Genomic DNA, 21,019 nt, shown 5'->3' with positions numbered 1-21,019 from the left:
TGCCCCCGAACCGCGGAGCGCGACATCGCGCGGCGGGGTGGTCAGCGCCCCAGCTCGGCCGGCAGCAGCTCGAACGTGCGCACGTGGGCCGCGCGGGCGTGCCTGGTCATGTACCCGGCCACGGGCCAGGGCGCGGTGACCTCGGTGTTCTCGGTGAGCACGGCGCCGCCGGGGGCCGACGTCGCCCGGGTCACCGTGCGCAGCGTGCAGCCCGGTGCGGCGCGCACCGACGACATCATGACGTCGTCCGCCGAACGCTCCACGCGAGCCGGGAAGCGCAGGGTGTACCGCAGCGGGCCGAGCCGGGGCCGCTCGACGACCTGCCAGTCCTGCCAGGGCCCGTCGGGCCCTGTGCCGCTCGCGACGATCTCGGCGGACACCAGGTAGGGGTGCAGGCCGCGGTGCCGCGCGAGGTCGGTCAGGAAGTCGATCGCCGCGTGCGGGCCGACCGGGACGGAGGTGCTGAGCTCGAAGCTGCGGGTCGTCACGCGAGAAGTGTGGCGCACGCGGTTCCCGTGGGAGCCCCGGTCAGGCCCGCCGCAGGTCGTCGTACGTGGCCAGGGGAACCAGCCCGGCCGCCGCCTCCGCGATGTGGTGGTCCCCGGCGACCAGGACGTCGGCCTGCAGGGTGGCCACCGCGAGGTACTCGGCCTGGGCGGTGTCCGCCCAGCCGAGCTGCCGCGCGACCTTCCACGCGGTCGCGCGCGAGACCCGGTCGCCGAGCAGGCGGATCTTGAGCGTGGCGAGCCGGTCGAGCAGCCGCCGCGCCGTCCGGTCGTCGAGGAGGCCGGCGGCCGCGTCGTGGTAGAGCATCGACATGGCGTGGCTCCGCAGTACCACGGGCGCGACCAGTGGCACGTGTGCCCCGGCGCCCGGGTCCTCACGCACCAGCCGCAGCGCGGTGACCGCGTCGATCGCGAACCGGGTCGGCGTCGTCCGCGTCTTTCTCACCGTGCCCGGGCCGCCCGTTGGTCCGTCCGTTGGTCCGTCCATGGGTCAAGGGAACACCCGATCGCCGACACCCGCCGTCACGGATCGCCGTACCCGCCGGTCAGAGGGACGAGAGGGACGGACGACGAGAGGGAACGAACGAGATGAGCGACATCGCCGAGCAGGAGACCGCGGGCGCCCCCGTGCTGCCGGAGGCGGCCGGGCACCGGGCAGTCACGGTTCCGGGGACGGTCGAGGCCGGGTCCGCCCGGATCCGGGCCTACAGCGCGGGCGTGCTCGTGGCCGACGCCGACCCGCCCCTGCTGGTCTGGGAGCACAGCTACTACCCCCAGTACTTCTTCGCGCCGGACGCCCTGTGGGCGGGCCTGCGCCCGGCGGGTCCGGGGCCGAGGTCGCGGAGCCTCGGCGTCTGCGAGCTGTTCGACGTCGTCGTGGGTGACACGGTGCTGACGGGCGCCGCCCGGCGCTACCCGGAGGCACCGGCCGAGGTCGTGCGCGATGCGGTGACGCTCGACTGGGCGGCCCTGGACACGTGGCTCGCCGAGGAGGAGGTGATCCACACGCACGCGCGCGACCCGTACGTGCGGGTCGACGCGATGCCGTCCGGCCGGCACGTGCGCGTCGTGGTGGGTGGCGAGGTCGTCGCGGAGTCGCGCCGGCCCGTCGTCCTGGTCCAGACCGGGCAGCCGCCCAGGTACTACCTGCCCCGGGCCGACGTGCGGATGGACCTGCTGCGGCCCACCGGGACCGTGAGCTTCTGCGCCTACAAGGGCACGGCCGCGTACTGGAGCGTCGCCGCCGGCGGCACGGTGCTGCGCGACGTCGCCTGGGGCTACGACACGCCGCTGCGCGAAGGGCTGCGGATCGCCGGGATGGTCTGCTTCTGGCCGGAGAAGAACGCCGACCTGGAGGTCTACGTCGACGGCGACCCGGCGGAACCGGTCCGGCGCGGGTAGCCGGCGGCGCCGACCTCGGCGTCCATCGCCTGGTCGCCCAGCACGATCGCCAGCGCCAGCCGCTCGGCGTCCGGAGACCCGGGCTCGCAGGTGTAGACCATGATCCGCAGGTCGTCGCCGGCCACCACGAGGGTGTCGCAGTCGGTGCGGATGCGCCCCACCTCGGGGTGGTCCACCACCTTCAGCCGCCCCGGTGACTCCTGCGGGGGCAGGTCGATCGCCTCCCACAGCCGCGTGAATTCCGCACTCCGCGCGCGCAGCTCCGACACGAGCCGACGGAGGCGCGGGTCCGCCGGGTAGCGGCCGGCCGTCAGCCGCAGGTCGGCGACCAGGCCCGCCACCAGCTCGGCCTCCTCCTCGTCGGTGTGCACCACCCGGGAGGCGGGCCCGAGCAGGTGCCGCCACACCGCGTTGCGCTCCAGGCCCTGCCACGCCGTGGTCCGGCCCATCAGGGCGTCGTAAGCGGCGTTGGCCGTCACCAGGTTCCACATGGCGTCGTGGACGACCACGGGGTGCCCGTCGAACCGGTCGAGCAGCCGCTGCACGCTGACCGGGATGCGCACGGAGACCATGCCGGGCCCCGGCGCCGTCAGCCCGGCGAGCCGGAACAGCAGCTCCCGCTCGGGATCGCTCAGCCGGAGCCCCCGCGCGAGCGCCTCCACCACCTGGTCCGACGGCGCCGTGGCCCGCCCCTGCTCCAAGCGCGTGAGGTAGTCGACCGAGATGCCGGCGAGCTGGGCCAGCTCCTCGCGGCGTAGCCCCGTCGCGCGCCGTCGGGCACCGACCGGCACCCCCACCGAGGCGGGGGAGACCCGGTCGCGCCAGTGTCGTACAGCCGGTCCGAGCTCCATGACCCCCAGTCTGCGCTCCGCTCCTGCTCCTTGTGGTGGCCCTGCCAGTCCTACGACAGGGCGACGACTGCCTCCGGCCGCGCCGGCGACCCACGATGACCGTATGACGACCTCACGCACCGGAACCGTGCTCATCACCGGACCGACCGGCGGCCTCGGCCGCTCCACCGTCCTGGCCATGGCCCGACGCAGCCCCGAACACCGGCCCGACCTGCTCCTGGTCGGACGCCCCGGACCCCGCCTGGACGCGATGACCGGCCAGGCCAGGGCGGCGGGAGCCACCGCCCACGCCGTCGGCGCAGACCTGGGAAGCCTTGCCGACGTCCGCGCGGCCGCCAAGGAGGCCAGGCGCCTCCTGGACGACGGAGCCGTCCGGCCGCTGCACGCGATCATCGGCAACGCCGGGGTGTCCATGGCCGACACCCACGCGGCCTCCGCCGACGGGCACGAGCTCACCTTCGCGATCAACCACCTGGCGCACGCCCAGCTCGTGCGCGACCTGGCCGGGGCGCTCGCGGCACCGGCCCGGATCGTGCTGCTCGGCTCCAACACCTACTACCTGAACACTCCGCGCCGCCTGCTCGGTGTGCCTCCGGCCGCCTGGCGCGACCCGCTGGACCTCGCCCGGCCGACACCGGCCGCGTCGCCGTCGGGCACCCGGGACGCCGGGACCGCCTACTCGAACTCGAAGCTCGCGATCCTGTACTACGCGCACGAGCTCCAGCGCCGGCTGCCCGACGGCGTCGCCGTGTCGGTCTTCGAGCCGGGCTTCATGCCGGGCAGCGGCCTGTCCCGCGACCACGGTCCCGCGATGCAGCGCATCGGGCGTGCGGTCGGCCGCATCCCCGGCGTCTCGACGCCGGAGCGGTCGGGACCGTTGCTCGCGGCCATGGCGCTCGACGACCGCTGGGCGCACCTGCGCGACGGCGCGTTCGTGGTGAAGACCGCGGAGCGTGAGGTGGAACCGTTCGCACACGACCGGGACCGTGAGGCGCGGCTCTGGGCGGTCACGGAGCAGCTCCTGGGCTGAGACGAAGCCCCTGGTCGGCCGGTCGCCGGGCCCGGCCGGGGCCGCCGGCGCCGGGGTCCGGGCATCGTCCGGGCGCCCGGTTCCGAGAGCGGCCCAGGTCACACGCTTTTCGATTCGGACCCGACCCGGTCTGCGTGCTATGTTTTTCCACGCACCGGGAAGGCGGAAACGCCGAGAACGGGTCACCTGTCCGGGTGGCGGAATGGCAGACGCGCTAGCTTGAGGTGCTAGTGCCCTTTATCGGGCGTGGGGGTTCAAGTCCCCCTCCGGACACTTTTATCGTAACGCCCTGTTGTGATCAGCGGGTTTACGGAGAAGACGACTTCTGACGCAACGGCGTCGAAGTCGACACGAACGCCGAGTGCCTCGTAGAGGTCTCGGCGTTCTTCGTCTGTAGCGCGAGCCAGGACGTTGAGCGACCCGCCCACGGTCCGTAGGTCTTCGGCCAGTTGCTGGCTGGCTTCCGCGCACGCGCACGCCACTTCGGCCGCCGTGCCGGGGCGGGTGTCCTGACCGGCTGCCAGCCGGTCGAGGAGCTCTCGGTAGTGCGAACGGCTCACGAACTCCGTAGCCATCAGGTCGTGCGTCGGTACGAGCAGTCCGAACCCGTGATGAAGGAGATCGCCTTGGGCGGGGTGTCGAGCGATAGCGGCGGCGATCTCGCTCTCGGCCCATTCGATCTGTTCCAGCGTGGTGCCGATGAGGTCGGTGGACTCCTGCAGTATCGCGGACAGGGGATCGTTGTGACGCGCGTTGACCATGACGGACGACCTCTCGGGGCGGCGCCAGGACGGTGGCTGTGGGGGCCTGGTCCTCGGCGCAGTCGGGCTGTGTCATCCCAGAGGTGTTCGCCGTGCCCCATCGAGCTGATCCATGCTCGGCAGCGCACGGGGCGGTCGAGCTGACATGCCACCGAGCCGTGCAGGGGCCGCACGGGAGGGTGATTGCAAGTGAGCTGGCAGTGCTTAGCGCCCGCGCCAGCGCTCCTCGCGAGCTTTTTGGTACGCCTCGCCACGGGCCGCGGCTTCCGGATCGGCGAGGATGATCTTGTGCGGCTTGTCGGATAGCCACTCGCGGTGCAGTTCCAGCTCGATCAGGGACAGGGTCCGCGACTTGTTGCGCAGGTGTTGCCAGGTCGGGCGCGCTGAGTTGATCTCGTCGTCGCGGGCCATGCGGACCTGTACGGGTTGGATCGCCAGGTCCACGTCGCCGAGGCGCTCAGCATTGGTGAGGTACGAGCCGAAGACGACGACCTCGGGTACCTGGTAGAACGCGTCCTGATCGGCGTTCAGCGCCCGGACGCGGTCGAGGAACTCGTGCAGGACCCGGTCGGCGGTCTTGCGAGTCACCGTGGTGAGCGAGGCTTGGCTGAAGGCGATCCCTTGCTCTGTCAGCTTCACCACGTCTTCTTCTTCGTCTCGTTTGACCAGTCCGCGACTGACGAGGGCATCCACAAAATCCTCGGCCTGATCTCCTGGGTAGTTCACAGCACGGGCGAGCCAGTAGGGCGTGACCCAACGGCTGTTGGGCCGGCGTAGTGCATCCCGTACACGGCGAGCGGGCACACCCGCGAAGGTCTCGGTCAGATCGAGGCGCATGACCCACAGTGTGCCCAAGTGATCGCTGAGCTGCTCGTGCATGCTCAGAGCAGCGAGGTCCGGGCACGGCTCGATGTTGTCTTGAGAGTCTGACCTGCGGATTTGTCTGGTGTGTGAGCGCAGGTGGTGCTGTCAGATCCGACAGGGCTCCTCGAACGCCAGTCCGGCGGCTACGTGCTCCGAGCGGACGAGTCCGCGGTGGACATGCATCGCTTCCGTGCGCTCGTCACGCAGGCCAGGCGGGCCGACGGCGACCACGCCGGCGCTCTCTGGCAGGAAGCGATGGGCCTGTGGCGGGGCCGGCCGGTCGCCGACCTGGACAGTGGCTGACTGCGGTCGACGACAGTCAGGCTCGAGGCAGAGCGCCTGGCGGCCGTCCTCGATCACAACGACCTGCTGCTGCGTTCCGGCGAGCACGCGTGCCTTCTGCCCGACGTGACCGCCGCAGCGGAGACTCACCCGCTCGACGAACGCCTCGCCGGGCAGGTGATGCTCGCCCTGTACCGGTGCGGACGTCAGTCCGACGCGCTGGCCCACTACCGGCTGCTCCAGGAACACCTGGTCGACGAGCTCGGCAGTTACCCCGGCCCTGAGCGGCGCGAGCTGCACCAGCGCATCCTCCGGCACGACGCGGAGTTTCCAGTCCGGGATGGCACATCGGATGCGGACCGGAGCGTTCCGGCATCCGCCTCGCAGGCACGCCCGGCCCTTGATTTCTTCAAGGGGGTCGCAGGTTCAAATCCTGTCAGCCCGACAGATCGCCCCTCACCTGTTCACGCAGGTGAGGGGGGTTTCGTTGCCTCGGAACCCTCGCTGCGACGGGTCGCCGGAACGAGACTTGTCCCCGATCCGTCTGGCCACCCACCAGGCGCCGAATGTCGGGCCGGCGTCGGTCAGCGTCCGGTGGTCCGGGTAGGGGTAGCGGGCGGTCATGGCCGGGACTGGTGGCCGGCCACCCGCTGGAGCACGTGGAGCAGCACCCCGCTGTTGACCAGTTGAGGGGTTGGCAGCGCAGGTTGCGGACCGCTCTCCACCGGTTTGCGGCAGGGGGTGCTGGGATCGAGGCTTCGACGTTCTCAGAGGCGCGTGAAGCCAGGCCCCGGAAGCACCATGCCCCCAGGGGAGCTCGTATAAGTTCTCGCGGGTATGGCCGATTCTCGCCCTGGTGTGACGGGCGAGGCCTGGTAGAGCTTCAACGGGCGTCTCCAGCCCAGAGGGAGGTAAAGGACTGTGGCGAGCACGCCGTTCGTCTTGGAATCAATGATCTGGTGGATCGTTCAGCGCGAACCGTCGGAGATTCGCTTCCCGGCCGTGCGAGACGTCATGAGTCGAGCGCTCCGCCGCATGGAGGCGCTGGATCGCGACAGTGCTGGACTGTACGCGCACTTGCTCGCGCGCGCCGAGTCCGAATTCGAGCACGAGTACCTTGATTCCGTTTTTCCGGAGGCGGCCGGTTTGACCCCGGCTCCGGAGGTTTTCCTACGCGATGTGCCTGGCACTCCGATGCAGATCGACCACCCGGAGCATCGATGGCGAGCTGACAATGTCGACTTTGCGATACGCGACCTGGACGCCGTCGTCGAATTATGGTGGTTCGGCAGGCGTAACAGAGAAGTGCTGGTCGATCTCATCTTTGACGGCGTCGAAATTGCTGTCTGGAACGTGTTGGGACGCTCCAAGCGTCAGGCCAGGGCGTTGTTCGATGGGCTCTGGGATGCGGCGCGCGACGCTCACGAGAGGTCCTCGTTGATCACCGCACTCGCCGAAGAGTTCTCTCGACGAGATATCTTTCATGAATTTCCGATCTTGTATCGGTGGACCGACGTCGATGGTCCGGTTCGCGCCGAGATGCTGAATCAGGGCTATCTGGCCGGCCGTGCGGACGGTCCATCGGATTTACCTCCCGAGCGGCCTGGCTGGGTGGCTATCGCGAGGAGCTTTTGGACAGACGTGCGTGAGCTGGACGAGGAGGGCCGCCGGGATGCTGCGATAGACATGGAGGTGCTGTTGCGCGGGCCGGTGTTTCAGTCCGTTTCCATCTTCCGCGAACTGTGGTTAAGTGCATACAATGACGACGAGCTGATCTGGCTGTTGGACTATTTTCGTTTTCCGTTCTGCGAACTAGGTTTGGCGACGAAAATCCCAGAACTCAAGGATGCTGCCCGCCGAAGTGCGGAAATTCGACATGTGATGGAGAGGCTCTCGTCGAACCAATGAGGGTGTGTCAGGGCTGCTCCAACCGGAGCTGGTGGGTAGGCGCGAGAGATCGCACCCACACGCTCGCCAGTGATTTCCTCCCCGCGCCGTCGATCTCCACGTGCTGGATCCGGCCTGGCTGTCGACCTGGCTCGGCTGGGCCTGGCCGTAGTCTTGGGTCGTGGAGAATCGGCCTGCGGCGGAGCTCGAGGAATTGCCCGACGGGTCGCTACGCGGGCCGAGCGAGGTCGTCTACCGTCGTACACCGCAGCGCGTCGGTCGCAGGCTCGGGGGAGACCTGGTTGCCGCAGGAGCCATCGCGGTCACCGACGTCTTTCCGGGGGGCTCATGCTCCATGTGGGTGACTCGGCCGCGGACGCGTGGTCGCGGATTGCTCCAGATCTCGTCACCGGCCGTCGACCCACCGTGCAGGACCTGCAGTGGATCGACCAGATCTGGGTCTCGGAGGACGGAGACGTCCTCATACGCTTCCAGGGCGAACACTAGGCCGGGTGGGGGCGGGCCACAGGGCGGTCCCGTCGCTCATGCCGGGGTCCCCGAACCCACCCAGCGCGAAACAAAGCGCATCCTGGTGGTGAATAGACTCGACCCGCCGCCAGGTCCGCGATGAACGGCACTGCAGCCGCGGTCACGGGATAGACCGTCCCCTGGTGCCAGATCGAGGAGAAAGAGTCATCGAGCGCCTCGCCCGGGAGCTCCTCGTCGGACGAGGCAAGACCTCGCAAGATCTCGCCTGTGTCGCCTGCAGGGCCATAGGCTCCGTCCAAGCTGCCCCAGTTGATCGTGGCCAGGTCCTCGAGCACTGCGCGAGCCTATTCGCTGCCCGGCCGGAGGCCGACCTCCGTGCAACAGCGCCGCGACCAGACCAGAGGCCCGGTACTGAGCAAACCCGGACATGGTTTCCGACCGAGACGTGCGGACTATGCTCTCGGCCACGATGAGTGAGTTCCAGCGCGACCGGGCCGTTGACAGCTCCTTGTTCGCGAAGTTCGCGAAGAACAACCGTGATCGCACGACGCGGAGCCTGGTGGTCGTGATGCTGATGGTCTGCGCGATCGCGACGCCTACGACGTGGTTGTCGGTGGAGCACTTCCGTACGTTCGCGATCCTCGATGAGCGTGGAGTGACGACCTCGGCCAAGGTCGTTGCGCTGATGGGCGGTGGCGAGTCCCCTGTTCTTGGTTGCCTTGCGGGCGCTTGCGTGCGTCTGCCGGAAGGGTGTCTTTGCGATGACCATCTATTCTCAGCATCCCCGTCGTGGCAAGGTCCAGGTCCTGGCCACGTATCGCGGTCCGGACGGCGTGGTGTCAGCGACCGTGACCAGCATTGAGTCGGCCGAGCTGGCGGGACCGGTTGTTGACGCGCTCAACCGGGTCTCGGCGGCGGCGACGGTGCCGGTGAGCGTCTACGACGAACGTGGTGAGACCAACGAGATGTACCCGAGTGCGCATTTGGCCGCATTGACTGATGTGGCTGCTCGCGCCGACCTGCTCACCACGACGCACAGCACCTGGTATGCGATGGCGACCTGGTTGCTGCACGAGGCCCTGACCGATCTCGACGATGCCCTGTTGGCTGTGCCGGTGCCGGTGCGTACCTCGGTGCAGGTCGAGTTGGAGACGGAGGCCAGGTGGCTGTGTCTCGCGCTGGCCGAGTACACCGAGGGCGATGAGCTTCCGCAGGACGATGACCGTCGCGTGTGGGACTTCGGCGAGCACCTTGTAGCGCTGGTCGAGGGTGGTTTGGCCGACCGTGATCGGGAGATGCTGGACCGGCATGAAGTATCCGCCGCGGCCCGAGAGGTGGTGGAGGCCACGCACGACCTGCGGGTGCTGCTCGAGGCGCATGCACGGTCGACCGAGCCTGATGTGGAGCTGGATCTGTTCGGGCCGGTCGTCAGTGTCGATCCCACGTTCGCGGTCGATGTGCCGGACGGCGAAGAGCGATACGAGATCTCGGTGCACGTGCCGGTGCTCGATCCCAGGTGGCGGCGTAGATGGGAGATCTCGCTGCATCGGTGGGTCGACGACCAGTTCGACCAGGACGGATACGCCGCCGCGTCCCACACCGAGGAGGTGCTGTGCTGTGCCCTCCCGGAACGCCCAGAAGTCGCCGATGTCCTCCAGGTACTCGACCAGGCCCGAGACCGGCTCACCGAATGGGCGGACACCCCGACCGGCGAGGTGCTCGAGGGAACTCGGTTCGTCGTGACACAGGGCGCGGAGAACTAGCCGCCAGCGTCGCACATCCCGCAGTCTCGCAACGTCGGGAAACCCCAGGCCGATATTCGTCAGGCCTGGGGTTTTCGCTTTTGGGCCCGCCCAGCAGTGACCGCGTCCGCATTTGCGACGGCGTGGCTGGCGATGACCTGGAACGAAGCGTTGGTTCCGGGGGCTGCCGACATGGGCATACGAGTAGGGGCCGGTTCGATGCCCGGGTGGTCTTCGCATGAGTTCGTCCAGCACTCGTGCGGTTAGCGCCGTTGTCGGCGGGCGATCTCCTCGGCCATGAACGCGCGGTAGATCTCTTCGGTGATGATGAGGTCGCCGAAGTCGTGGCGTGCTGCTTCTAGGACCGTGGGGTCTGGCGTGTCGTGCGCGTACCAAGCACCCGGGTTGGGGTGCTGGACCAGGTGTCGGTCGTTGCCCAGATCCGTGATCGTCCAGTTCGACAGATCGTGGGCGCGCTGGAGGTGGCGCCCGGTCAATACCTGAGTGCCGTACGCGTCCAGGGTGTACTCGCGCGCCAGGCGGATGTCGTTGACGGACGCGATCCTTCCCGGAGGCGCCGGCGGGGTCGAGTTCAAGGTCGACCATGTGCTCGCGTAGGGCTGGGTGAGCCGGATGACGCCGACCTCGAGCCGCGGCCCCAGCTGTTGCAATACTTCGGTCGCCTTCTCCAGCCGGGACTGCCAGGGCTCGCTTGTGGAGGCGATCGCGAACGTCGCTTCTGCGCCTGCCATCAGCGCGGCTGAAGCCGTCGTGCGGGCGGTGCGGTCGACCCAGGTGGCGAACGCTTGTTGGTTGCGCAGCGCCGCCCGGACCCATGCGGCGCCGAGCCCGGTGACTGGCGCTGGCCCGTCAACGTCACCACGGGCCAGATAGACGCGGTCGGTTCGCTGAGCGTTCCACTGGTCCACCAGACGTGCCAGGGCGGAGAGGTCGTCTTCACTCAGGTCGACACCTGGGATGTTCGGGTCCGGCTGAGGCACGGCCCATGGGGTGAAGCGCGCGAACGCACCGATGGCGTAGCCGATCTCGACCCGATCGGCACTCCAGGCGGGTGGTCCTGTCACGCGGGCGGCACGGATCGCACCGGCCCAGCCGAGCGCTGAGAGCCGCTCTGCCAGGAGCGTGAACCAGGTCGTGACCTCGTCGCCGTCGCCGCCCGGGTTCATCAGAGCTACCACGCCGTGGTCGCTGTCGGAGGCCCCTTCGACGAAGGGGGCGTCGTCCAACCCATACCTCTCGACTGCTGCCTCGTTGACTTCCCCGACCGCGCCTTCCACGCTGCGCAGGACATCGGCGTCGCCGGCCCCAGCTTGCGGCGAGGGTCGGAACTCGAAGAAGAACTCCTCGCCACGCGCCTTGCGCCACGCCTTCGCGATCGAGTCGCGATCCACCTGCACAGTCATGCGCCTATGGAACACCACATTGCGCCGGCCGGTCATCCACCCAACCGGCCGGGTGAAGTCCAGCGCTCGTGAGGGTGAACTCCACGGCAAGCGCTGTCATTCGGGCGATGTGCATGTAAGGCTCCTTGCCGGTTAATTGCCGACCTGTGGGGGTTTGTGGCGATGTGGATTGGTGGAACGTGGCGTGGCTTGGTCACGGTCGTGACCGCAGTCGCGGTCAGTGTTGTCTCAGCACAGATCAGTCCCGCCCAGGAGGACCCAGGTGGCCATCGGCTGAATGCCGCGGAACGCACAGCCGTGGCCCAGATCCTCGATCGCGCAGCTGAGCAGGCCACGGCCGTGGCCGCCTGCCCTCCGAATGACACCGACACCGCGACCGCATCGGGTCGCCGGTGTATCGCCGAAGAGGTCCGCGGCAGCCGGTCCGGCCTCCTGGACGCCTGCTTCAACGCGGCGAAGGCGGCCCTGGCAAACGCCATCTACACACGGCACGAGTGCCACAAGGGCTATGGCGTCCAGGCCGAGGCGATCGCACAGGGCCGAGCAATCCAGAAACTCAACAGCGCTGGCGTGTATGGAAAGGCAGCTGTCGCCGGTGGCATCACCCCCGACATCCAGTGGGAAGTCACCTACCCCGGGACCACGGGCAAGAAGAGCGGCCGGATCGACATCCTGCTGTACGACAAGGACGACCCCATCGCACCGATCGAGCTGGTGGAAGTCAAGAAGAAGCCGAACGCGCGCGACGCCGCGGCACAGCTTGCTCGTTATCAGCGGGACTTCCCCAAGGGTGCCAACAACAGGACCGTCCAGGCGCGGGACCTGGCCGGGTACTCCGACACCTTCCGCGTCCTGGTGCGGGACTGCGCCGAGCGTGGCGTGAAGAAGGAAGTGATCGAGAAGTTCACGGTGTACCAATCAGCGCCAGGGATCCTGCTCTTCGCCAAGAACGGCAAGGACGTCCGGGACTGCGGTGAGCAAGAAGAGCAGCCCGGTGGCGGTGAGGTCGAGGTGCCGGAGGCAGTTCCTGAGGAGGTGCCCCAGTTCTGCGCCGACGGATGTTGGGCGCCAGCGCCTGGACGCGATGCTGACAACGACGGGAAGGACGACTTCTGGGAGTACTTCCTCGACGGCCACCCCGAGTTGAACGACCTGCCCGCTTGGCCAAAGCTCCCGGTCGTTCCCATTCCCGACGACGAAGAGGTCTGGGTCACTGTTGCCGCCGCCGCGGCACTAGCGGTCGTGGTGCTGGGGATCATCGCATTCTGCACCGGTACCGCAGGCGGGTGTCTTGCCTTCCTGGGCGTTGCGGCCACAGCTGAGGCCGGGGGTATGTCCGTTGGCCTGGCCGCCGGCATTGCAGCAGCGCTGGCCGCGATGGGCGTGGGCTGGCTGGTCTACGGCGACCCCCACATGGTCACCCTCGACGGCCGTGCCTACGACCTGATGTCCGTCGGCGAGTTCACCTATCTGCAGATACCCGAGCTCGACGTCACGGTCCAAGCCCGCTTCGAAGCCTTCAACGACAACCTGTCGATCCTCGGGCCGATCGCCACCGAGGTGAACGACCAGCACGTCGAGATCGGCACGGACTACGTCCAGGTCGACGGCCAGGAAATCGTCCTGGATGCGGACGGTGGGTCGCTGCTGCTCGGTGACGGGTCGGCCATCGTGCGCGATGGCACCGCATACACGCTGCTGTGGGCCGGAGAGAACGAAGGCGCCGTCCTGCAGCGGCAAGGCCGCAACGTCCGCGCCTTCGTGCCAGAAGGCCTCGAGACCGCGGGGCTGGCCGGCAACAACAACGGCGACCCCACCGATGACTTCGACTACCGCGACGGTACACCGGCAGGCGCCGAACCTTCGCCGGAGCTGATCCATGGCGCGTACGCGGATTCCTGGCGGATCACCGCCGAGGAGACGATGTTCACCTACGGGCCCGGCGAGTCGACCGACACGTTCACCGACCCGGACTTTCCAGAGAGCATCGCTGATGTGTCAGACCTGTCCGACAGCGTGGTGACAGCTGCGACGACGGTCTGCGCCGACGCCGGCGTCACGCCGGGTCCCCAGTTCGACGCCTGCATCCTGGACGTGGCTCTGACCGAGGACGACTCGTTCGCCGCGGACTCGGCGCTCGTGGAGGGTGTGCCGCATGACCCGTCACAGAGCGCCTTCGGCAGCGGCTCACTCACCGAGGACTTCGAAGGGCAGGTCAGCTCGAGCTTCGAGTCCAGGACCTACGAGACCGTCGGGTCGACGACCTTGGCTGGGCCACTGTTCGACACCCCCGGATACCGGATGCACGTCACGAACGCGCCCCGGCACGACCAGATTGACCTCGGATTCGACCTGTACCTGTTCGGGCCGGTCTCCGGGACGAGCACCCAGCAGCGCCTCGAGGTCGCGGTCGACGGTCAGGAGATCTCCGAGTTCAACCTGGACGGCGCCGCACCTGTCGCGTCGGGCGGTCCGGACTGGTCCTTCAACGCCTTGGGGCAGGGCCAAACAGCCGACGGGACGGCTTACACGAGCTTCCGGGCGACCACCACGATTCCGCATGCCCAGCCGGGTCTCTCGATCGACCTGCGTCCCTCCAACTTCCGCGGACTGCTGGACACCGCACTCGGCATCGACAACGTCGAGCTCGATCTCGCCGTACCAGCACCGGCCAGTACTACGGGCACACTGCCATTGACGGTCAGCCCAGGTGCTGCGGGCGGGCGCTTCGAAGCGACCAGCGAGGCGGACACCTACGTCGTCAATGTCACCGCCGGCGATCGGTTGACGTTCTCGCCGACGACGTGCACCGCGTCGGCCAAGTTCAGCCTGGTCGACACGGCCACGGACGAGGAAGTATTCGGCCAGGACCACTGCCTGAGCTCCATCACGACTGGGGCCCTGGCCGGTGGGCAGTACGAGCTGCGTGTGACGCCTTGGGGTCCGGCGGCGTACCCGGGTGACTATGGCTTCGACCTGTTCACCGTTCCTGACGCCCAGACGTTCGCCTACTCCCTGGGCGAAGTTGTGGCCGACGGCGAGCCGGGGACCGGCGCGGGCAACTTGGAGACGGCGTCATCGGTGGACCGGTACACGTTCTCTCTGCCGACCGGTACGGCTATGCGCTATGAGCGTCTGGGCTCTTACTTCAACTACCGCATCATCGACACTGCCACGGGCGATGCCGTCGGCAACGGGTACACCGACGCCGACTTCAACCTTCCCGCAGGCAGCTATGTGCTCGAGGTCGGCCACAGTGGCGACAAGGGCACCTACTCGTTCCGACTCTTCGAAACCCCCGCACCGCAGACTTTCGGTTACACACTGGGGTCGACCGTCTCCGACGGTGTGCCCGGAGCTGGGGCGGGCAGGCTGGAGACGACTGCGTCTGTTGACCGGTACACGTTCAATCTTTCTGCCGCCTCGACACTCCAGTATCAGCAAGTCCTCCAGAAGTTCTTCAACTACCGCATCGTCGATACCTCCAGCGGTGACGTTGTCGGTACCGGGCACACCGACAAACAGTTCAACCTGCCAGCCGGGTCTTACGCCCTCGAGGTCGGCCGCGGAAACGACAAGGGCATCTATTCCTTCAAGCTGTTCAGCGTCCCCACGCCGCAGAGCTTCGCGTACACGCTGGGCGCCACGGTGGCCAACGGGGTCCCGGGGGCAGGTGCCGGCACCCTGGAGACGATCGCGTCGGTCGACCGGTTCACGTTTACCACCACGGCCGTGACGGCGTTGCAGTACGACATGCTGAGCGTCAACTTCCCGAACTTCCGCCTGGTCTCGCTCAGCAGCGGACAAGTCGTGGCATCCGGGTTCCGGGACCAGCAGTTCACAGTCCCGCCTGACCAGTACGCGTTCGAAGTCACTGGCATCCAGGGCAACTACTCGTTCAAGCTCTTCGAGGCGCCGGACCCGCAGACGTTCGCATACGCCCTCGGCTCAACGATCTCCAACGGTGTCCCCGCAGCAGGGGCGGGCAACCTTGAGACCGTGGCCTCGGTCGACCGGTACACCTTCAGCGTCCCCGCTTCTGGCGAGTACCAGGTCCAGATCACGGCACTGACCGCGTACAAGGTCATTGACGCCCTGACGAACGCGGTCGTACTGTCCGACACCACCTCCCGGCGAGTCAGCCTCCCGGCAGGGGAGTACGTCACCGAGGTGGGACCGGGCACGAGCGGGACCTACACCCTGCGGATCTACGAAGTTCCCGCACCGCAGGTGTTCGCCTACACGCTGGGCTCCACCGTCTCCAACGGCGTGCCCGCAGCGGGAGCCGGCAACCTGGAGACAACCTCGTCGGTCGACCGGTACACCTTCACGTTGGCGCAAGAGACCAAGCTGCAGTACGAGTACTTCAGCCCGTCTTTCCCGTTCAGCTTCTCGGTCATCAACCAGACCAGCGGGCAGGTCGTCGGGACCGGGAACAGCAACAAGCAGTTCACCCTTCCCGCAGGCCAGTACGCCTTGGAGTTCGGAGGTGGCCAGAGCGGCACCTATTCCTTCCAGTTCTTCCAGGTGCCTGTCGCGCAAGAGTTCCAATACACGCTCGGGACCGTTGTCTCCAGCGGCGTACCGGCGGCTGGCGCAGGCAACCTTGAAACCGTCGCGTCGGTGGACCGCTACGCGTTCACACTCAGCCAGAACGCGACCGTCCAGTATGAGTACCTCAAGATCACCGCGCCCTACGCGTACAAGATCATCAACGTCGCGACTGGGCAGACCGTTGGGACGGGAACCGTCAACAAGCAGTTCACGCTGCCCGCAGGTGACTACGTCATCGAGTTCGGCCCCGGCAACAAGGGCACTTATTCCTTCAGGATCAGCACCATCGCGGGATCCATCGCTGGACCCGGGGCGTGGGTGATGGTGTAGGCGAGGTCACCCCGGTGGCCTCCCAAGTGGTGTGCCTTTCAAGGTATCGGCGGTTGCATGTTCGTGTCGTCCGCATAGCCTGAGCCGCACCTAGGAGGAGGGGCGCAGATGGTGACGGCGGCGGTTTATGTGCGGATATCGCAGGACCGCTCAGGTCTTCAGGCAGGGGTCCTGCGGCAGCAGGAGGACTGCCTGGACCTGGCGGTGCGGCTGGGTCTTGAGGACCCCGTCGTGCTGGTCGACAACGACGTCTCGGCTTATGACGGTGGCCGGCGCCCGGGGTATGACTTGTTGGTGGACCAGATCCGTGCCGGGGTGACGACTGTGGTCGTGTGGCATGTGGATCGGCTGTATCGGCAGCCGCGGGAGCGGACTGCGCCGCGATCATGATCGCGGTCTGCATCGGGGGACGACCTCCGCGTACGCGGAGCGGACAGCGTCGACGACGCCGGCAACGTGCTGCAGGTCGGGCTACCTCCGCATCCGCGGAGCGAACGAGTGGCTCGGTCCGGTGAACGCCTCGCCGTCGGGGCTACCTCCGCGTACGCGGAGCGGACACCAGTCCGGTCGGGTTCGCAGACAGGGCCGCCGGGCTACCTCCGCGTACGCGGAGTGGACGCTTGGGACAGGTCGGAGACCGACCCGACGGCCGGGCTACCTCCGCGTACGCGGAGCGGACTCTTCCTGACCTGCGTTGATGCGATGGTCCTGTCAGTTTCTCATTCACTTGGTCCTGTCGGTGTGTCTGACTGTCAGAGGTTCCTACTCACTCGACGCGCCTGTCCTGACGGCAGACTGCAGGGACTGCGTCGAGCCAGCGCCCACGGTGCCCGATTTCTTGACGTCTGATCAGAGCGAGACGGGCGGCGATGGCTTCGAGCAGGGTGGACTTGCCTGACCCGTTCGCTCCCACCAGGATCATGATGTCGCTGGTGAACTCCACACCGTGCGCAAGCAACTGCCCGATGGCGGGGACCGTCCGGGGCCACACGGCACGGTCCTGAACGCCCCGGGGACGCACGTGCACGTTCTCGATCAGCACCACCGCAGGCTCACGACACCAGCACGGAGAGACAGATGACTTATGACGAGCACCGCACCATGCTCGCCGGCTACCTCGCCCAGGCCGCGAACAAGCTCGATGTCACCCTGGACGGGATCCCGGTTCACGGGCTGTACGACCGCACCATGGCGGTCAAGACCACCCACCGGCCCCGCCTGGCTCCGCCTGGCCGCCGAGCGGCCTACCTGGGCCACCGCGGACACGCTGTGGGACGGTATCGCCACCGCCGCCGGGGCACCGTTCGACCAGATCCCGATGCCTCGCCACCTGACGTCTCTGGTATAGACCGAGGACGACTACGTTGTCCGTGCGTGAGTCGTGGCTCGCCAACAGTCCTGGGCAGGCCATTGGCAAGCTCGCGACTTTGCAGCTCACGCCGCCCTCGCGAGCAGGTAGGGGTGTGACGATACCTGCCAGGTCCCCCTCCGGACACACAAATAGGACGGTACAGCCGTCTACTGGAGCGGGCTCACCTGGATGGTGAGCCCGCTTTTTTGTCGTGTCGTAGCGAGCATGAGCTGAGGGCGGGCTCCGCCACAGACGGCCCCGACACAATGGCGGTCGTCCGCGACTAAACGAGTCGGGCATCGCTCGCCGCGATCGTGCCGAGGGCGCAGCGCCGGCGCGGCGAGATCGAGGTCATCGAGGTGACGTTCGACCGTTCACACGAAGGCGCGGTTCCGCCTGTTCGGAACGTACCGAACAATACGATAGGCTGCCCGCATGAGCGCCATCGAGGACTTCACCGAGGAGGCCGGGCTGTTCTACGAGCGGCTGGGGCTGAGCCGCACCGCCGGCCGCGTCGTCGGGCACCTGCTCGCGTCGGACGACGACAGCGCGGATGCCCCTGACCTGTGCGAACACCTCTCGGTCGCCAAGAGCAGCATGAGTGTGGCCCTGCGCCAGCTCGAACAGGCGGGGATGGTCGAGCGGTTCCGGCGACGTGGCGAACGCCGCGATCGGTACCGCCTCGCCGAGGACGTGTTCGGCCGGGCGTTCCGGGCGAAGATGGCCGAGTTCGACGCGTTCCAGGAGCTCGCCGCCCACGGGCTGGCCGCGGTGGGCGACGACCCGCAGCGGCGCAAGCGGCTGGAGAACATGCGCGACATGTACGCCTTCATGGCGGACCGGTTCCCCGCCCTCCTGGACGAGTGGGAGGCCTCCCGGTGAGGGTCCTCCTGGTCACGACAGGCAGCCGGGGAGACGTCGAGCCGTTCGCCGCGCTCGCCGCAGGGCTCGCTCGCGCGGGCCACGACCCGCTGCTGGCCGCCCCGCGCCGGCTGACCGAGCACGCCGCGGGCCGGGGCGTCCCGGTGGCGCCGCTCGACGACGGCATCTTCGCCCTCCAGCAGGAGGTCGCGGGAAAGGGGACGCGCGCCTCCGTGACGGCGGCCCGCTCCGCGCTCCCGCTGCTGCGCCGCTGGCTGGACGACGTGGCCACGCTGCAGGACAGCGGCGCCGACATCGTCGTCTACGCCCCCAAGTCCCTGGGTGCGCACCACCTGGCGGACCGCCTGGGTGTGCCGTCGATCGCCGCCCTACCGGTCCCGCTGTTCAGCCCGACGGCGCGGTTCGCCTCCCCGCTCAGCGCGGTCCGGCCGCCGCGGTTCCTCAACCGGGCGAGCTGGCGGTTGGCCGGTGCCGTCGAGGCCCCGTACCGGCGCATGGTCAGGGGGTGGCGCTCCGAGGTCCTCGGCCTCACCGGACCGACGCCGAACCTCACCGACCGGGTCGCCCACGACGGCGTGCTGCACGCATGGAGCCCGCACCTGCTGCCCGCACCGGACGACTGGCCTGCCGCGCTGGCGCCGATCGGGTTCTGGAGCGCACCGTCGGACGACTGGACGCCACCCGACAACCTGACCCGGTTCCTCGACGCCGGTGAGCCGCCGGTCTACGTCGGCTTCGGCAGCATGCTGGCCAAGGACCCGGACGCCTTCACCCTGGCGGTGCTCGACGGGCTGGCCCGGTCCGGCCGGCGTGCCGTGCTCGCGACGGGCTGGGGAGCGCTCCGGCCTTCTCACGTCCCCGAGTCGGTGTACGTGCTCGACCAGGCGCCGCACGACTGGCTCCTGCAGCGCACCTCCGTCGCTGTGCATCACGGGGGAGTGGGTACGGTCGCGGCCGCCCTGCGGGCCGGGGTGCCGCAGGTCATCCGGCCGTTCCTGGGGGACCAGCCGTTCTGGGCGCGGCGCGTGCACGAGATCGGGATCGCCGCCGCGCCGCTGACCGGGCGGTTCACCGCGGACCGGCTGGCCGCGGCGCTCGACGATGCGACGCCCATGGCGGGCGCGGCCCGCGAGATGGCCGCCCGGGTGCGGGAGGAGGACGGCGTGACCGCCGCCGTCGCACGGATCGAGCGGACGGTCGCGAGAGCCTGATCGGGCATGAGCTACCCGCTCGGCTTCGGCGGAGTCTTCTCGCGACGCCTGGTGATGCTGGGCCTTGTCGTCATTGGTCGGCCTCGACGGCGCGCTCGATGAGGGCGACCGCCCGCTCCAGCCCTTGCTCCCGAGCGACGCGGTCGGCAAGCTCGGACGCCGCGGCCAGCACGGCGGGCGCACACGCTTCGGTGACCCGCTCAGCCAGGGCAGGTCCGGTGAGCCGGCGCTGGGACAGAGGCATCGGTGCGACGCCGCGCGCGTGGGCCACGCGCCCCCAGAAGGGCTGGTCGGCCACGAACGGGCACACGACCTGGGGGCGTCCAGCCGTGAACGCGGTGCCGGTGGTGCCCGCTCCGCCGTGGTGCACGACGGCGGCCATCCGTGGGAACAGCCGCTGATAGTCGACGTCGCCCACCACGAGCAGGTCCACGCCGTGCTCCGTGGCCGCGGTGCGTGCCGTCTCGGCGTCGAGCCCGCCCCAGGCGGTGGCCATCACCAGCCGGTTACCGGTCAGGTGCGCGGCCTCGACGACTGCCCGGGTGCTCGCCTGCGGGGCCAGGCCTGACATCGAGCCGAACCCGGCGAACAGGGGAGCGGCACCGTCCGCCAGGAACTCCTCGACGGCGTCCGGGAGCCGGGGCTCCGGCGGTAGGGGCCAGTACCCGGTGACCTCGGCCCCCGCCGGCCAGTCCTCGGGCTGGGGCAGTACGGCAGGGCTGTAGGCGTGCAGGACCAGGGCCGGGCCGCCGTCGGGACGCAGCGTCGGATCGTGCCGGCCGCGCCGGGATGACAGCCCCAGGGTGTCCCGGCGCCATCGGTCGATCACGCGGCCGAACATCGCCGCGGGCAGCCGCATCCCGCCGAACGTGGCTCGGTTCAGCCGGCCAGGGAGCCCGAAGGGTAGTGACTGTCCCGGCCACGGGTACTCGCGTGTCGGGACGTACATCGGCAGCGGCAGGCCCAGGACCGCCGGGATCCCGAGGGCCTCGGCGACGTGCTGCCCGGCCAGGATCTGCCCGTTGTGGATCACGACGTCCGCCCCTGATCCGGCGCCGTGGGCGGCGACCTGCCAGGAGTCGGCCAGCACCTGGTCGAACATCGACGGCATCTCGCGGATCTGCCGCAGCCGTGTGCGGAGGCCACCTGCGAACGCCTCACCGGCCTCCGCGGGCGAGTCCAGCTGCCGCATCGGGCCGTCATCGACCCCGGCGAACGACACGCCGTTCCTCGTGACGAACTCGCCGAAGCGGTGTGGCGCGCACAGGACCGTCTCGTGGCCGGCGGCGTCCAGCGCCTGCGCGAGTGCGACGAACGGCTGCACGTCGCCGCGGGTGCCGAGGGTCATGATCAGTGCCTTCATCGGGAGTCTCCTTCGGGATCGACGAAATGACCGCCGACCAGGCTTCCCGGCACACCAGTAACGACAGTAGGCCCCGGCATGGTGGCGCGTC

16 protein-coding genes, 1 tRNA gene and 1 pseudogene are annotated in these 21,019 nt (G+C 68.6%); 10 read left to right on the top strand and 8 right to left on the bottom strand.

All coding sequences use genetic code 11. The annotated features are described in order from the left end of the window. Positions 1-41: 41 nt before the first annotated feature. Together ACH47X_RS04410 and ACH47X_RS04405 are read right to left on the bottom strand one after the other, a co-directional pair. Positions 42-488: a hypothetical protein gene (locus tag ACH47X_RS04410; RefSeq protein WP_397401779.1), complete on the bottom strand. Its 447-nt coding sequence runs from the start codon at positions 486-488 to the stop codon at positions 42-44. Positions 489-528: 40 nt separating this feature from the next. Continuing rightward, positions 529-993, bottom strand: coding sequence for a hypothetical protein (locus tag ACH47X_RS04405; RefSeq protein ID WP_397401777.1), 465 nt, complete (start codon positions 991-993; stop codon positions 529-531). Between the two features lie 101 nt (positions 994-1,094). On the opposite strand from ACH47X_RS04405, the gene ACH47X_RS04400 reads away from it, so the two are divergent. After that, complete coding sequence (locus ACH47X_RS04400) at positions 1,095-1,907, top strand: DUF427 domain-containing protein (RefSeq protein ID WP_397401775.1); 813 nt, start codon at positions 1,095-1,097, stop codon at positions 1,905-1,907. Here the strand turns inward: ACH47X_RS04400 and ACH47X_RS04395 are convergent. Continuing rightward, the gene (locus tag ACH47X_RS04395) at positions 1,865-2,758 is read right to left on the bottom strand and encodes a helix-turn-helix transcriptional regulator (RefSeq protein ID WP_397401773.1); all 894 of its coding nucleotides are present in this window, start codon (positions 2,756-2,758) and stop codon (positions 1,865-1,867) included. The genes ACH47X_RS04400 and ACH47X_RS04395 overlap by 43 nt on opposite strands. Positions 2,759-2,861: 103 nt before the next feature. Here ACH47X_RS04395 and ACH47X_RS04390 point away from each other — a divergent pair, with 103 nt between their 5' ends. Together ACH47X_RS04390 and ACH47X_RS04385 are read left to right on the top strand one after the other, a co-directional pair. Further along, positions 2,862-3,788 carry an SDR family NAD(P)-dependent oxidoreductase gene (locus ACH47X_RS04390; RefSeq protein ID WP_397401771.1) on the top strand — a complete coding sequence of 309 codons (927 nt, stop codon included), beginning with the start codon at positions 2,862-2,864 and terminating at the stop codon, positions 3,786-3,788. A 188-nt stretch (positions 3,789-3,976) separates the two neighbouring features. Beyond that, positions 3,977-4,061, top strand: a tRNA-Leu gene (locus tag ACH47X_RS04385). Here ACH47X_RS04385 and ACH47X_RS04380 read toward each other — a convergent pair. Together ACH47X_RS04380 and ACH47X_RS04375 are read right to left on the bottom strand one after the other, a co-directional pair. Beyond that, entirely contained in the window at positions 4,043-4,549 is a 507-nt protein-coding gene (locus tag ACH47X_RS04380; RefSeq protein ID WP_397401769.1) for a hypothetical protein, read from the bottom strand. The two genes, ACH47X_RS04385 and ACH47X_RS04380, sit on opposite strands and share 19 nt — an antisense overlap. A gap of 204 nt (positions 4,550-4,753) precedes the next feature. After that, on the bottom strand, positions 4,754-5,428 hold the full coding sequence (locus ACH47X_RS04375) for a hypothetical protein (RefSeq protein ID WP_397401767.1): 675 nt from the start codon (positions 5,426-5,428) through the stop codon (positions 4,754-4,756). Between the two features lie 162 nt (positions 5,429-5,590). Here ACH47X_RS04375 and ACH47X_RS04370 point away from each other — a divergent pair. From ACH47X_RS04370 to ACH47X_RS04360, 3 genes and pseudogenes are all read left to right on the top strand, one after another. Then, positions 5,591-6,385, top strand: a pseudogene (locus ACH47X_RS04370) (AfsR/SARP family transcriptional regulator). 231 nt (positions 6,386-6,616) lie between these two features. Further along, entirely contained in the window at positions 6,617-7,603 is a 987-nt protein-coding gene (locus tag ACH47X_RS04365; RefSeq protein WP_397401765.1) for a hypothetical protein, read from the top strand. A gap of 1,229 nt (positions 7,604-8,832) precedes the next feature. Then, positions 8,833-9,834: a hypothetical protein gene (locus ACH47X_RS04360; protein WP_397401763.1), complete on the top strand. Its 1,002-nt coding sequence runs from the start codon at positions 8,833-8,835 to the stop codon at positions 9,832-9,834. Positions 9,835-10,076: 242 nt separating this feature from the next. On the opposite strand, the gene ACH47X_RS04355 is transcribed toward ACH47X_RS04360, so the two are convergent. After that, positions 10,077-11,237, bottom strand: a complete 1,161-nt coding sequence (locus ACH47X_RS04355; protein WP_397401761.1) for a hypothetical protein — start codon at positions 11,235-11,237, stop codon at positions 10,077-10,079. Between the two features lie 201 nt (positions 11,238-11,438). Here ACH47X_RS04355 and ACH47X_RS04350 point away from each other — a divergent pair, with 201 nt between their 5' ends. Next, positions 11,439-16,121 (top strand): VWD domain-containing protein, encoded by a 4,683-nt coding sequence (locus tag ACH47X_RS04350; protein WP_397401759.1) that lies wholly within the window; start codon positions 11,439-11,441, stop codon positions 16,119-16,121. Positions 16,122-16,229: 108 nt separating this feature from the next. Continuing rightward, positions 16,230-16,511 carry a recombinase family protein gene (locus ACH47X_RS04345; protein ID WP_397401757.1) on the top strand — a complete coding sequence of 94 codons (282 nt, stop codon included), beginning with the start codon at positions 16,230-16,232 and terminating at the stop codon, positions 16,509-16,511. Between the two features lie 376 nt (positions 16,512-16,887). Here ACH47X_RS04345 and ACH47X_RS04340 read toward each other — a convergent pair whose 3' ends face one another. Continuing rightward, positions 16,888-17,163: an AAA family ATPase gene (locus tag ACH47X_RS04340; protein WP_397401755.1), complete on the bottom strand. Its 276-nt coding sequence runs from the start codon at positions 17,161-17,163 to the stop codon at positions 16,888-16,890. Between the two features lie 744 nt (positions 17,164-17,907). Here ACH47X_RS04340 and ACH47X_RS04335 point away from each other — a divergent pair. Then, positions 17,908-18,354: a MarR family transcriptional regulator gene (locus ACH47X_RS04335; protein WP_397401753.1), complete on the top strand. Its 447-nt coding sequence runs from the start codon at positions 17,908-17,910 to the stop codon at positions 18,352-18,354. Then, on the top strand, positions 18,351-19,565 hold the full coding sequence (locus ACH47X_RS04330; RefSeq protein ID WP_397401750.1) for a glycosyltransferase: 1,215 nt from the start codon (positions 18,351-18,353) through the stop codon (positions 19,563-19,565). Before ACH47X_RS04335 ends, ACH47X_RS04330 begins: the two co-directional genes overlap by 4 nt. Before the next feature lie 70 nt (positions 19,566-19,635). Here ACH47X_RS04330 and ACH47X_RS04325 read toward each other — a convergent pair whose 3' ends face one another. Next, complete coding sequence (locus tag ACH47X_RS04325; RefSeq protein ID WP_397401748.1) at positions 19,636-20,928, bottom strand: glycosyltransferase; 1,293 nt, start codon at positions 20,926-20,928, stop codon at positions 19,636-19,638. Between the last annotated feature and the right edge of the window lie 91 nt (positions 20,929-21,019).

This window comes from Promicromonospora kroppenstedtii, from assembly GCF_044389675.1.
Lineage (GTDB): Bacteria > Actinomycetota > Actinomycetes > Actinomycetales > Cellulomonadaceae > Promicromonospora > Promicromonospora kroppenstedtii.
The sequence above is the reverse complement of the archived record's forward strand: the minus strand, read 5'-3'. Positions and strand labels throughout refer to the sequence as shown.

Bases quoted from the DNA above. Each gene is read 5' to 3' on its own strand.
- ACH47X_RS04390 (WP_397401771.1), top strand. From the start codon at position 2,862: ATGACGACCTCACGCACCGGAACCGTGCTCATCACCGGACCGACCGGC.
- ACH47X_RS04335 (WP_397401753.1), top strand. From the start codon at position 17,908: ATGAGCGCCATCGAGGACTTCACCGAGGAGGCCGGGCTGTTCTACGAG.
- ACH47X_RS04380 (WP_397401769.1), bottom strand. From the start codon at position 4,549: ATGGTCAACGCGCGTCACAACGATCCCCTGTCCGCGATACTGCAGGAG.
- ACH47X_RS04395 (WP_397401773.1), bottom strand. From the start codon at position 2,758: ATGGAGCTCGGACCGGCTGTACGACACTGGCGCGACCGGGTCTCCCCC.
- ACH47X_RS04345 (WP_397401757.1), top strand. From the start codon at position 16,230: ATGGTGACGGCGGCGGTTTATGTGCGGATATCGCAGGACCGCTCAGGT.
- ACH47X_RS04400 (WP_397401775.1), top strand. From the start codon at position 1,095: ATGAGCGACATCGCCGAGCAGGAGACCGCGGGCGCCCCCGTGCTGCCG.
- ACH47X_RS04355 (WP_397401761.1), bottom strand. From the start codon at position 11,237: ATGACTGTGCAGGTGGATCGCGACTCGATCGCGAAGGCGTGGCGCAAG.
- ACH47X_RS04360 (WP_397401763.1), top strand. From the start codon at position 8,833: ATGACCATCTATTCTCAGCATCCCCGTCGTGGCAAGGTCCAGGTCCTG.
- ACH47X_RS04325 (WP_397401748.1), bottom strand. From the start codon at position 20,928: ATGAAGGCACTGATCATGACCCTCGGCACCCGCGGCGACGTGCAGCCG.
- ACH47X_RS04375 (WP_397401767.1), bottom strand. From the start codon at position 5,428: ATGCACGAGCAGCTCAGCGATCACTTGGGCACACTGTGGGTCATGCGC.
- ACH47X_RS04405 (WP_397401777.1), bottom strand. From the start codon at position 993: ATGGACGGACCAACGGACGGACCAACGGGCGGCCCGGGCACGGTGAGA.